Source organism: methanotrophic endosymbiont of Bathymodiolus puteoserpentis (Logatchev), from assembly GCF_900128525.1.
Taxonomy (GTDB): domain Bacteria; phylum Pseudomonadota; class Gammaproteobacteria; order Methylococcales; family Methylomonadaceae; genus Methyloprofundus.
Window position 1 is genome coordinate 1 of record NZ_FQTQ01000028.1, and the last position, 13,035, is coordinate 13,035.

The window sequence follows — 13,035 nt, forward strand, 5'->3', positions numbered from 1 at the left end:
AAAAACAAACGGTCAAGTCTTTTATTTTAATTCTAAAACTAAGGCGGTTAAATCAACTTAAACCATAAGACAAGCCATTATAAAATCGGCCAACTTAGTAACCCGCCTCGCTCTTCAGCACCTGAGCGTTGAAGAGCTGGCTATTCTACCGCTTTAGCCGGATAGATCAAGGTTTTATTTTAACTTTCGCAAACTTTCTTTTACCCACCTGGAACACATGCTCCGCACCTACAGGCACAACTAGCTTTGCATCTGTTATTTTTTCACCATCATACTTAACTGCTCCTTGCTTAACCATTCTATTGGAGTCTGACGTGCTTACCGTCAGCCCTGCGTCTTTTAATAATAAAGCAATCGCATAGCCTTCACTTGAGGCCGTCAACTCTATTTCAACAATGTCATCAGGAATTGCGCCGCGTTTAAATTGCGCCTCAAAATCTTCAAGCGCTTTTACTGCAGCTACTTCACTATGAAATCTAGCAATAATCTCCTGCGCTAGTTTCACTTTATAATTACGCGGATTCGCACCTTCTTCGCACTCCCTATGCCATCCAGTAATTTCTTCCATAGGCCTAAAGCTTAGTAACTCAAAATAACGCCACATTAACTCATCAGATATAGACATGATTTTACCAAACATATCATTAGGCTCATCTCTAATTCCTATATAATTATTTAAAGACTTAGACATTTTTTGCACGCCACCCAACCCCTCTAATATAGGCATGGTTAATGTACACTGCTGTGGCTTACCGTAATATCCCTGCAAAGTACGCCCCATTAATAAGTTGAACTTTTGATCCGTTCCACCCAACTCAATATCTGCCTCCATCGCAACTGAGTCATATCCCTGAACTAGCGGATAGAGAAACTCATGAATGGAAATTGGAGTATTTGAATTATATCGATCGCCAAAGTCATTTCGCTCCAGCATACGTGCAACAGTAACCTTTCCTGCCAACTGAATCATATCTGCTGCAGACATTTTAGACATCCACTCTGAATTAAATAGAACTTTAGTTTTAGCGGGATCTAAAATCTTGAACACCTGTTCTTTATAGGTCTCTGCATTTTTTAAAATTTCTTCCGATGTTAAAGGTGGACGCGTAACACTTTTACCTGTTGGATCACCAATCTTTGCAGTAAAATCACCAATTAAAAAAAGCACCTCATGCCCTAAATCTTGAAACTGCTTTAATTTATTAATTAAAACAGTATGTCCTAAATGTAAGTCTGGCGCAGTTGGATCAAAACCAGCTTTAACACGCAGGGGCCGACCTTCCTGTAGTTTTTTAATTAACTCAGCTTCAACTAAAATTTCATCTGTTCCACGCTTTATCTGCGCCAATACATCTTCTTGCAATTTATTCACCTTATTTCTTTATATGAGTTATACACATTTTTATCTTACTAATTGTTTTACGCTCTTTCTTTACTAATTTGATGCCATATAATATTAGGCATTAGCAAAAAAAACATCTTATAATCTTCAAATGCAATATCAAAACGACCTGCTCCAATCCAGCATTCCTCCCAAACAGAAAAAAAGCAACTACGTGAACCACCTAATTTTAGGGTTAGTCTGCGCAATTTTAGCAACGGCAAGTTATGCTTTTTTTTCAGTCAAATCAACATCATCTACACTTGATGAAATTGCACTAACCATTCCCGATATCACAACAAATATCGAGCAGCCCATTAAACTACCCGATACAAACAATACTTTGCTTGAGACCAGCACTACGCCTTCTAAAGCTAGCCACAAACCAAGCATGCAAAGTCTATCTACCGTCTGGCAAGAGCATAAGATTAAACCCGGGGAAAGCCTATCAGCCATATTCTCTAAAAACAAGCTAAGTAAATCTGACTTACACAAAATAGTGCATGCCAATAATATTGGCTCACAATTTGCCACAATACGCGCAGGAAAATCGCTAATGATAGGGCTCAATATTGCTGGTGAACTTAGTCATTTAACATACAAAAAAAGCCCTTACGAGGAACTCAAAGCAACTCGGCTTGAAGATGGCAACTTCAATGTTGAACTCAGCCTAAAAAAAATCGAACGACGTATTAGCAGTGCATCCGTAACCATTCATTCCTCACTATTTGTTGATGGAATTAGTGCAGGCCTATCCAACCAAACAATCATGCAACTCGCCGATATTTTCGCTTGGGATATAGATTTTGCATTAGATATTCGTGAAAACGATCAGTTTTTTGTTCTTTATGAATCCCTATATATAAATGACAAACCTATTGGTACCGGCAATATTCTAGCCGCCAAATTCATCAATCAGGGCCACCCAACAACAGCCATCCGCTTCAAAGATCCGACAGGAAAAACGAGCTACTACACCCCAAAAGGTAATAGCATGCGCAAAGCCTTTATTCGCACCCCTATCCCTTTTGCACGCATTAGCTCAAGGTTTAATTTAAAACGTAAACATCCTGTACTAAACCGAATTCGCGCGCACAAAGGCGTCGACTACGCTGCTAGAACAGGCACTCCTATAAAAGCAACTGGCGATGGCAAAATCACATTTCGCGGTAAACAACGAGGCTATGGTAATGTTGTCATTATTCAGCATGGACAACAATATAGTACTCTATATGCCCATATGTCTAAATTTCGCAAAGGGCAGCGTCGCGGCTCGCACATCAACCAAGGAGATATTATTGGCTATGTTGGTCAAACAGGTCTTGCCTCTGGACCGCACCTACATTACGAATTCCGTATTAATGGCAAACACCGCAACCCCCTAACGGTATCATTCCCTAACTCTAATCCTATTCAAAAGAAATATAAGACTGCTTTTTTAGCACAGGCAAAACCACTATTAAATCAATTAGAATCACTTAATAAAACTCAGCTTGCGCAAAAAATACAATAAAATGGCAACCGAATACTATATAGGGCTTATGTCAGGCACCAGTCTAGATGGTATTGATGCAGGGCTTTATGATTTCTCAAAAAAACAAGCTCGAGTCATCAACTTTTACTACCAGCCCTATAGCCAGAAAATAAAACAAAAAATTCATGCACTGAGCAATACATACCACGCCATTTCTTTATCAGATTTTGGTGAATTAGACTCTTTATTAGGCACGCTCTACGCTGAAGCTTGCATTAACCTATTAAGGCAAAGTGATATTAATGCGAGCGCAATAAAAGCAATAGGTAGCCACGGGCAAACAATCTGCCATTCCCCCTATTCTAAAACACCTTTTACATTGCAAATTGGCGACCCTAGCATTATCAGTCAAAAAACACAAATCACAACCGTTGCTGATTTTCGACGCAAAGATATTGCTGCAGGTGGCCAAGGTGCTCCACTCGTACCCGCTTTCCACCGCGCCCTATTTCACTCACCAACTGAAAATAGAGTTATTGTTAATATCGGCGGCATTGCCAACGTAACCCTATTACCCAAAGATTTACATCAAAACATATTAGGCTTCGATACCGGTCCCGGCAATACACTGATGGATTATTGGATTTATACGCATCAAAATCTCCATTATGATGTAGGTGGCCATTGGGCAGCTACAGGTAAGGTGCAGCCAAGGTTACTCAAACATTTAAAAAATGACCCTTATTTTTCTACCTTACCCCCCAAAAGTACAGGACCTGAATATTTTTCTGCCTCTTGGTTAAATCACAAGCTTGCTAAACAACCAATATGCAAAACAGAAGATATTCAGCGTAGCTTATGCCAATTAACTGCCGAAACAATTAGTGATGCCATACAGAAATTTGCCCCTAAAACTGATAAAGTTTTTATTTGTGGTGGCGGAATTCATAACCAGACCTTACTGCAAGCACTAAAGGCTCAGCTTAACCTGCCTGTTGTTTCTACAGAAACAGAAGGAGTGCATCCCGACCAAGTCGAAGCCATGGCCTTTGCTTGGCTAGCAAAACAAACAATGCAAGGTTTAACGGGGAATTTACCTGAGACAACTGGGGCAAAAGAAGCGGTAATTTTAGGTGGAATCTATCAAGCCTAAAAGCATTATGTCAATGCTTCTAGTGGGCTATTTTGTAGTACTATACAAAATAGCCCACCATCAACGATAAGATTTAAACAGAAAAAGAGGAACCACAGCCGCAAGTTGTTGAAGCATTAGGATTACGAATCACAAACTGCGCTCCCGATAAATCTTCTTTATAATCAATTTCAGCACCATTCAAATACTGGATGCTCATAGCATCAACCAGTACAGTGACCCCGCCATTTTCTACTTGAGTATCATCGTCAGCGACTTCTTCATCAAAGGTAAAGCCATACTGAAAACCTGAACAACCACCGCCTGAAATATAAACGCGCAACTTCAAGCTATCATTGCCCTCTTCTGCAATTAAAGCACCGACTTTTGCCGCTGCACTATCACTAAAAATAATTGGATCTGCCATTTGTATAAACCACTAAGCAATTGAAAGTAACACGATTATGACTATACCTACTGTTTTAGTCAAGAATTATGGATACAAAGCTATCGTTTGCAACCCTTGATTTTCATTAAACCCCAACATCAAGTTCATATTCTGCACTGCTTGCCCTGCCGCACCCTTGACTAAATTATCAATGACCGACAAGACCACCACCGTATCACCACCTTGAGGAACAACAAGCGCAATTTGGCAATTATTGCTACCACGCACATTACGTGTATCAGGATGGGTGCCTACTGGCAAAACATCAACAAATGGTTCATTTGCATAACGCTGCTCATACAGCGCCTGCAATTGATCCACTGAATCCCTTTTTAATTGTGCATATAAAGTTGCTTGTATCCCGCGAATCATAGGCACTAGGTGTGGCACAAAAGTCAATTCCACAGATTTACCAGCAACCAATGACAGTCCTTGCCTAATTTCTGGTAAATGCCGGTGCCCTGCCGAAGCATACGCTTTAAAACTTTCACCCGTTTCGCTCATTAAAGAAGGTACGGCAGCTTTACGCCCCGCACCACTGACTCCTGACTTCACATCGGCAATTAAATGCTTAACATCAACCAGGCCATTTTCAATTAATGGTAAAAATCCCAACTGCACTGCCGTTGGGTAACACCCTGGACAAGCGATTAAATTAGCATCAACAATTTGCACACGATTTATTTCAGGCAAACCATAAATGGCATCAGCAATTAAATCAGGACACGCATGCTCCATGCCGTACCATGTTGACCATTCCGTCGCGTCTTTAATTCTAAAGTCAGCAGATAAATCAATAACTTTGACATTGCGAGCCAGCAACTGTTCAGCCATTAGCATTGCAGTACCATTTGGAGTGGCAAAAAATACCACATCACAAGTCGCCAAAGAATCTACATCAGGCTTAGAAAAACTCACATCAATACTGCCACGTAGATTAGGATACAAAGCATCAACACGCAATCCATTATCAGACCTTGAAGTTACTACCGCAACCTCAACCTGCTCATGCAACGCCAAAATACGCAACAACTCCACTCCTGTATACCCTGTACCGCCCACAATACCTGCACGAATCATATCTAAACCTATATCAACTCTTAAAAATACCAACCATTCTAACTGAGGAATATAAATTTTTCTTACACTGTTTATTTATACTCTGCTATAGAGGGACAGCTACAATATAAATGTCGATCGCCATAAACATTATCAATACGCCCTACTGGCGGCCAATATTTATCATCATGCAGACCCTTATCAGGAAAAAATGCTTGCTGCTTACTATACGGGAAATGCCATTCCTCAATCAATAAGCGATGCTTGTGCGGTGCATTGTGTAAGACATTATTAAGCAAATCAGCTGCACCTGATTCTATATCCTGAATTTCCTGCCTGATACTGATCATAGCCTGACAAAAACGATCTATCTCACCCTTATCTTCACTTTCGGTAGGCTCAATCATTAACGTATCTGGCACGGGGAACGAGACCGTTGGCGCATGAAAACCATAATCAATTAAACGCTTAGCAATATCATCAACACTAATATTGCAAGTCTTTTTAAATGCTCGGCAATCAATAATACACTCATGAGCGACATAACCATTTTTACCGGTATACAAAACCGGATAATAGGGTGCTAAGCGCTGAGCAATGTAATTTGCATTTAAAATCGCATGCAACGTGGCTTTTTTCAAACCTGTTGCCCCCATCATGGCAATATAAGCCCAAGAGATCGTCAGAATACTAGCAGAACCCCAAGGTGCAGCAGATACTGCCCCTACGGTACCTTGCTCTGTTTTATATGGATTTACGCCTTTCACCACCGGATGATCGGGCAGATAAGCAGCCAAATGATCCACCACACCAATTGGCCCAACACCAGGCCCGCCACCACCATGGGGAATACAAAAAGTCTTATGCAAATTCAAATGTGCAACATCCGCACCTATTTTTCCCGGTCGACTTAAACCCACTAACGCATTAAAATTAGCACCATCTAAATACACCTGCCCACCATACTGATGAATAATATCGCAAATCTCTCGAAATGACTCTTCAAATACCCCGTGCGTAGAGGGATAAGTAATCATTAATGCCGCCAGCGTATCTTGATATTGCAGCACTTTTTGCTGTAAATCTTCTACGCTGACATTACCATTTGCATCACACGCCAAAACCACAACCTGCAAGCCAGCCATAACTGCACTCGCCGGATTCGTGCCGTGCGCAGACTCTGGAATCAAACAAATATTACGCTGCGCTTGGCCGCGCACTTGATGATATTTGCGAATAACCAATAACCCCGTATATTCACCTTGTGAGCCGGCATTAGGTTGAAAAGAAAAAGCATCAAAGCCTGTTAAGTCACACAGCATATCCTCCAACTCTTCAAATAACTGCTGATAACCTAGCGCTTGATAAAGCGGCACAAAAGGATGTAATCCATTAAACTCGCGTGCTGAAATCGCCTGCATTTCCGTCGCTGCATTTAATTTCATGGTACAAGATCCTAGAGGAATCATACTGCGATCCAAAGCAATATCCTTTCTGGCTAGTTTACGCATATAGCGCATCATTTCTGTTTCAGAGTGATATTTATGAAATACCGGATGTTGTAAAATAGCATCTTGGCGCAATAACGTATCAGGAATACACTCCACAATAGCCTTATCTAAGGTATTAATATCCGGCGGATCATCAGTGGCTGTAGAAAAGATGCGCCAAACCGTTCTAATCAAATCTCGATTCGTAGTTTCATCCAGCGAAATACCAATATGATCAGCATCAAGAGTGCGTAAATTAATCTCCGCTTCTTGGGCTTTACTGACAATACGCTTAGCCCTTCCAGGCGTATAGACGACAAAAGTATCAAAATACTGCTGCGTAAAAATGTTATAGCCAATTTGCTCTATGCCTTTGGCTAAAATTTGCGCATAGCGATGCACTCGGCCAGCCATTAAACGCAACTCTTTCGGACCATGGTAAATCGCATAAAAACTCGCAATAACAGCCAATAAAACTTGTGCAGTACAAATATTGCTAGTTGCTTTATCGCGCCGAATATGCTGCTCGCGCGTTTGCAACGCCATACGTAAAGCAAGCTCTCCATGAACATCCTGAGAAACGCCAATAATACGTCCAGGCATGGAGCGTTTATAAGCCTCTTTAGTGGCGAAAAATGCCGCATGTGGCCCGCCATACCCCATAGGAACACCAAAACGTTGCGCACTGCCAACCACAATATCTACATCATAAGCCGCTGGCGATTTCAGCAAAACCAAGCTCAGCAAGTCAGCTGCTACAGTCACCAGAGCCGATTTTCTATGAGCAATAGCAACAAGCTCAGTTAAGTCATTAATTTCGCCGGTAGTTGCCGGGTATTGCACCAACACAGAAAAAAACTCATATTGCACTAATTGCTGAAACACATCACCTACAACAACTTCAAAGCCCAAAGATTCAGCTCGAGTTTGCATAACCGCAATGGTTTGTGGGTGACATCCCTGGTCAATAAATACGCAATTCGATCTGCTTTTTGCTAAACGCTTAGCCATAGCCATCGCTTCAGCTGCAGCCGTCGCTTCATCCAGCAAAGACGCATTAGCTATTTCCATACCAGTTAAATCGGTAATCATTTGTTGAAAATTAAGCAATGCTTCTAGTCGTCCTTGGCTTACCTCTGCTTGATAAGGCGTATAAGCCGTGTACCAGCTGGGATTTTCCAAGACATTCCGCTTAATCACCGCCGGCATAACGGTATCGTAATAACCCATACCAATTAACGAAGTAAAAACTTTATTACGGCTACGAATTTTGCGCAAATATTTGATAACCGTCCGTTCGCGCATAGTATCGGTCAGCTTTAATGGCTCATCATTAAGAATATTACTGGGAATCGCTAGCCCGATTAAATCCTCCAGCGAATTCAAGCCTAGCTCAGCCAGCATCGCTTCAGTTTGCTTAGGGTTACAACCAATATGCCGCTGAATAAAATTACCCCGCATTTCTAATTCATCTAAACTAGGATGAGAATCAGACATAATTAGCCCCTATAATATTGATGTGCTACAAAAGGAAGCTTAGTCACCTGTAGTGCAATTTTCTTATTTCTAACCTGCGCGTAGAGCGTTTTATCTGAGCACTGCGCATCAATTAAAGCCAGTGCAATCGGCTGATCCAAGCAGGGAGAAAAGCTACCGCTAGTAATAGTGCCAACCAAAACATCAGCTCCATTATAAATCTGATACTGATCTCGGACGGGAGTTTTTCCCTCAACAAGCAAACCAATTCGCTTACGCGCAGCTCCTTGCTGTAATTGCTGCTGAATGATTTCAGCACCAGGATAGCCACATTTATTTTTATCAACCAACCAACTCAAACCCGCTTCTACAGGGCTAATATTATCATTAAGCTCATGCCCATAAAGGCTTAGTCCTGCTTCTAAGCGCAAAGTATCTCTAGCACCTAAGCCTACCGGCTTTACTTGTGCAAAAGATAAAATCAGCTCAGCGATTAATGGGCCATACTGCTTTGCGACTGAAATTTCAAAACCATCCTCCCCCGTGTAACCGCTACGGCTGATCGTACATTGGATGCCATTAATATCTGTTTGCAACACCTGCATAAACGCCAAGTCACAAGCTTGAGCAGATAACTCGGCCATCACCTCTTTAGCACTCGGCCCTTGTAAAGCGAATAAGGCTTGTTCTGATAATAGTTGTAAATGCCCCAGCAAATTACTTTGCAAATAAGTGATAACTTTATCTTCACACGCCGCATTAAAAACAAGCATAAAGCCATCACCTAAACGACCAATAATCAGGTCATCAATAATGCCACCTTCAGTATTCGTTAAAACAGTATAACGCTGCTCCCCAGTGGATAAATTTACAATATCGCTCGGCACTAGCTTATCCAATTGCGCAGCGATATTACCACCACTGACTAAGCATTGCCCCATATGAGAAATATCAAAGAAACCGGCTAGAGAGCGGCAATGTAAATGCTCCTTAATAATACCGGTTGGGTATTGAATAGGCATTTGATAGCCCGCAAAAGCTACCATCTTGGCATTGAGCGCCAGATGAAGATCGTATAAAGGGGTGCGTTTAAGATCAGACATAGGCTTGTAGGTTGACAATAATGGCTTTAGCTTTGACTTATTTACTTATATACTAAGCATTAATCTTAGCTTTAACTCATACTGCGAATTTAGGTTTGAATATTAAGAGGGTATAGTCAGATTAATAACCTATAACCAAAACCCTTTACCGTTGTAATCCACACCGGCTTTTTAGGATCATCTTCGATTTTCTTGCGCAATAAATGCATATACTGATGCAGGTCAGCTTTTGTTGCATGATTGTTTCCAGGCCAAAGACAGTCAATAATTTCCTCATCAGAAATGACTCGGTCCACATCATTGGCTAATTTTTCGAATAATTTAAATTCTTTGCAAGTTAACGATATTAGCTTTTCATTTAAATATACACATTTCAGCTGATTATCAATCAGGAAAGGACCGACTGACTTAATAAGCTCAGCTGGTTTGTTTATTTTGCTGCCATTTGATTTTTCCAGGGCATCAGCATCACTAACCCTTCGACAATTTGACAGGCCTCTACGATCAAAAAAACTACGCCTATCACTATTTTTTCTTCTTGATGCAAAAAAACTTACCCCTCGGCTAAACTTTCTACTCATATATTTATCTAATTGAGCTATATTGATCGGCTTAATAAATACCTCGTCAAACTCAATATCCAACTGGGGTTTAGTATGAGAATCACTTAAGCCGCAGACGAGATTTTTTTTACTACGAGTAAGTTGTTTCAACAATTCTTGTGTATCTTGACTGGAAAATCCTTTATCCACACCGATATCCCAAAAAATCAAATCCGGACTAACCTCATTGATCCTACCTGAAAACAGATTAACATCTGACAGTGTCACCAAATTACAACCTAAAGCATGAAAGTAGCCTTGAAAAATACCAGTAACATATTGATTGCTACTGATAAATAAAACTTGAAGTTTTTTAAGCATATGCACTCCCTAAAGCTTTCATTCCAAAAATAATTCTCAGTAAAATTATTACTGATATTACAACTATCTAGGAAAAGCAATAGACAGACCAAAACACATAAATAACTAATAAATCAACTAGGTGAAACACATTAAAACTTACTAAAATGGCAATATTGTAAAGTTAACTGACATGCTATTGATATATAAAAATTGCCTGAAAAATCTTGAACAACACACCTACCACGGCGCTCCAACATCAAAAGTCATTGGCACTCTAAAATCCAACTTAAGATTAGGGGAATCCTCTGTAACACCTATTCCCAAAGACAAATTAAACAAGGTTTGTTTTGCAAATTTGTAAGAATAGCCAATGAGTAATTGCCCTACATCAGCACTGCTACCATCGATAGTATTACCATCTAGTGACGAGTTAAACACATGCCTATGCGAATAACCTAAACTAAATGAAGTACGCTCATTAAGACTAACCCCCATACCAAAACTTATACCAAGAGTATCTCCAGGATCAAAATTACCAATATCTTCACGAGTTCTAAGATTATAACTATAACTCAGCCCGCCAAAGAATACAGCTGGATCAGTCGGATAAAGCGCTGTAATACTAGGCTGAAAACTATAGAATCCACTTCCTGTGGCCAACTCCGTAGGAAACCTAGCACCTGGTATAGACTCAGATTCGATATACTCTATATCAAAAGGGCTTTTTCCTGTAGGAATAGTAGTAATAAAATTACCGACAAAAATAGGCCAACCACTTGTGCCACTATTGAGCTGGTATTTAGCAACTAACTCTAAGTCACCTATATTGCTTCCTGTAGCATTAAATATCTCATCATTTGCAGCTCCGATACTAACAGCCCGCGAGCGCTGCTCATCAGACCTGTAAACATAAGGCACTTTAAAATCAAACTCAAACCTATCTGTAATACCGTAACGAAAGCTTAAATTTGCAAAAATGCTATGCCGTTTAATTTCACGGAGATCAATAAGCCCTATAACGAGCGCCGGTGAAAAAGAAAATCCATCCAAAATTACACGATTGCTATCTGAAAAATTATATCGTACAGAAGGCTCGACCACAATATTACCTTTGCGAGTTAAAACACCACCTACAGTATCACTAAGCCTTGGAATTTCAGGTGGCCTTTGGATTTTTGGTTTGGGTGGCTTTTTGCCTACTGGCTTAATTGGTTTAGGACCACTAGCCTTTACTGATTTAATAGTTCGCGGCTTACCCTTGGAAGGAGCACCTGCCTTATCAGTACTTGTATTGTTTGATAATACCTTTACTTGAGATATTAATTCTTGAATTTGCTTTCCTTGAGCATCAATAAGCTGACTTTGCCTCTTAAATGCTGCCTGCTGCTTATTAATAAGTGCTTTTAACTCTTCAATTTCACTATACTTCTGCGTACTAGAATCCGCTTGCAACTCGGTCACACTCAACAAGATAGAACAAAAGATAAGTAACCTTAACAAGAAAAGCCGAAAACCACTACAACTGTAAAAAATATTGACACTCAGCTGATTGCTTGTAAAAATAATTGATTTTATGAAATATAAAAGAGGTGTTTCCTCCTTATAAAAAAAATAATAAGATAAACACAAAGAATCCTTAAATAATATTTTTTTCGCCATCTTCCATTAATTCCGCTGAAAATTAAGTTTATCAATACTGCATTAGATCACGAAAATCCATTAGCCCGTTAGCAATAGTTGCTGTCTTCCCAGCCCCCCTGAGTCCAATATAAAAGGTTGTGATATTAGATATAACCCGATTGTCAATATTATTCTGAATCACAGAACTCAGGATAGCCTCACTTTGAGACAAGTCATTCAACCCAACGCTATCAAAAAAAGTCCCTTTAGGTAACTGATAACTCATAACATAATTTTCTTTGCCATCGATTAAAATTTGCCTTTTAAAACTAAAATCAACTTCGACACCATTAGCCAGCAGAAACCCTCCCCTAACCTCAGCTAATTCATCATCAGATACGTGTTCCCACGTGGCAAAGCCATCAGCGGCAATATTAACTGAAAAAACCAAAAGCACAGGGATGGCAATCATTGCTACTTGCCGGTAAAAATTTAATCGTTTTTTTTTCATCGCAATCACCCATCCCTATAAAACTAAAAATCAAAATTACCAGGGAGCAACATATTAAATTCAGCCAAACTTAATCGATCGACGGCCATCCCTAATGGCGCTTTAATCCTCGCACTCCATTCGACATTACTATTTAATGCGTTGGCAAGCAATTGTTTATCCTGAATTAAAAATAAAATTCGATTCCCCCACATTTTTTCAAATTTATCTCTAGCAATAACCTTTACGCCCAAAGCGGGATCACCAACCAATACCTCTTGTTCATTTAAGCCTTTTATAATAATAAAGTGAAAATAACCATTATTATTGATACCTGAATTCGTATAATAAGTGCATAACCTCTGAAAGTAACGGATAGCAATACACTGGTTGAATTGAGACAAGACATAGGTGTAAAGTAAACAGCTACCAAACAATTTACAGAGGCTACAAATGA

At 40.0% G+C, this 13,035-nt stretch carries 11 protein-coding genes; 2 read left to right on the plus strand and 9 right to left on the minus strand.

Translation table 11 applies throughout. The features are described from left to right. Positions 1–166 precede the first annotated feature (166 nt). On the minus strand, positions 167–1,363 hold the full coding sequence (gene tyrS / locus BQ7314_RS01680; protein WP_174481981.1) for a tyrosine--tRNA ligase: 1,197 nt from the start codon (positions 1,361–1,363) through the stop codon (positions 167–169). Between the two features lie 193 nt (positions 1,364–1,556). On the opposite strand from tyrS, the gene BQ7314_RS01685 reads away from it, so the two are divergent. Both BQ7314_RS01685 and BQ7314_RS01690 read left to right on the plus strand, forming a co-directional pair. Next, positions 1,557–2,894 carry an OapA family protein gene (locus tag BQ7314_RS01685; protein ID WP_245394875.1) on the plus strand — a complete coding sequence of 446 codons (1,338 nt, stop codon included), beginning with the start codon at positions 1,557–1,559 and terminating at the stop codon, positions 2,892–2,894. 1 nt (position 2,895) lies between these two features. After that, the gene (locus tag BQ7314_RS01690) at positions 2,896–4,008 is read left to right on the plus strand and encodes an anhydro-N-acetylmuramic acid kinase (protein ID WP_174481974.1); all 1,113 of its coding nucleotides are present in this window, start codon (positions 2,896–2,898) and stop codon (positions 4,006–4,008) included. Between the two features lie 73 nt (positions 4,009–4,081). On the opposite strand, the gene erpA is transcribed toward BQ7314_RS01690, so the two are convergent. From erpA to BQ7314_RS01730, 8 genes are all read right to left on the minus strand, one after another. Beyond that, positions 4,082–4,414 carry an iron-sulfur cluster insertion protein ErpA gene (gene erpA / locus BQ7314_RS01695; protein ID WP_174481975.1) on the minus strand — a complete coding sequence of 111 codons (333 nt, stop codon included), beginning with the start codon at positions 4,412–4,414 and terminating at the stop codon, positions 4,082–4,084. 66 nt (positions 4,415–4,480) lie between these two features. Then, positions 4,481–5,515 (minus strand): N-acetyl-gamma-glutamyl-phosphate reductase, encoded by a 1,035-nt coding sequence (gene argC / locus BQ7314_RS01700; protein WP_174481982.1) that lies wholly within the window; start codon positions 5,513–5,515, stop codon positions 4,481–4,483. 71 nt (positions 5,516–5,586) lie between these two features. Then, on the minus strand, positions 5,587–8,481 hold the full coding sequence (gene gcvP / locus BQ7314_RS01705) for an aminomethyl-transferring glycine dehydrogenase (RefSeq protein WP_174481976.1): 2,895 nt from the start codon (positions 8,479–8,481) through the stop codon (positions 5,587–5,589). 2 nt (positions 8,482–8,483) lie between these two features. Next, on the minus strand, positions 8,484–9,563 hold the full coding sequence (gcvT, locus tag BQ7314_RS01710; protein WP_174481977.1) for a glycine cleavage system aminomethyltransferase GcvT: 1,080 nt from the start codon (positions 9,561–9,563) through the stop codon (positions 8,484–8,486). 116 nt (positions 9,564–9,679) lie between these two features. Beyond that, on the minus strand, positions 9,680–10,486 hold the full coding sequence (locus tag BQ7314_RS01715) for a winged helix-turn-helix domain-containing protein (RefSeq protein WP_174481978.1): 807 nt from the start codon (positions 10,484–10,486) through the stop codon (positions 9,680–9,682). A 219-nt stretch (positions 10,487–10,705) separates the two neighbouring features. Further along, positions 10,706–11,929 carry a transporter gene (locus tag BQ7314_RS01720; protein ID WP_245394877.1) on the minus strand — a complete coding sequence of 408 codons (1,224 nt, stop codon included), beginning with the start codon at positions 11,927–11,929 and terminating at the stop codon, positions 10,706–10,708. Between the two features lie 229 nt (positions 11,930–12,158). Further along, positions 12,159–12,599 carry a hypothetical protein gene (locus BQ7314_RS01725; protein WP_174481980.1) on the minus strand — a complete coding sequence of 147 codons (441 nt, stop codon included), beginning with the start codon at positions 12,597–12,599 and terminating at the stop codon, positions 12,159–12,161. A 23-nt stretch (positions 12,600–12,622) separates the two neighbouring features. Next, positions 12,623–13,035, minus strand: a 413-nt coding sequence (locus BQ7314_RS01730; RefSeq protein ID WP_245394878.1) for a cysteine peptidase family C39 domain-containing protein, incomplete at its 5' end; no start/stop codon positions are given.

Coding starts and splice junctions, on each gene's coding strand:
- erpA (WP_174481975.1), bottom strand. CDS start 4,414: ATGGCAGATCCAATTATTTTTAGTGATAGTGCAGCGGCAAAAGTCGGT.
- argC (WP_174481982.1), bottom strand. CDS start 5,515: ATGATTCGTGCAGGTATTGTGGGCGGTACAGGGTATACAGGAGTGGAG.
- gcvT (WP_174481977.1), bottom strand. CDS start 9,563: ATGTCTGATCTTAAACGCACCCCTTTATACGATCTTCATCTGGCGCTC.
- BQ7314_RS01715 (WP_174481978.1), bottom strand. CDS start 10,486: ATGCTTAAAAAACTTCAAGTTTTATTTATCAGTAGCAATCAATATGTT.
- gcvP (WP_174481976.1), bottom strand. CDS start 8,481: ATGTCTGATTCTCATCCTAGTTTAGATGAATTAGAAATGCGGGGTAAT.
- BQ7314_RS01690 (WP_174481974.1), top strand. CDS start 2,896: ATGGCAACCGAATACTATATAGGGCTTATGTCAGGCACCAGTCTAGAT.
- BQ7314_RS01725 (WP_174481980.1), bottom strand. CDS start 12,599: ATGAAAAAAAAACGATTAAATTTTTACCGGCAAGTAGCAATGATTGCC.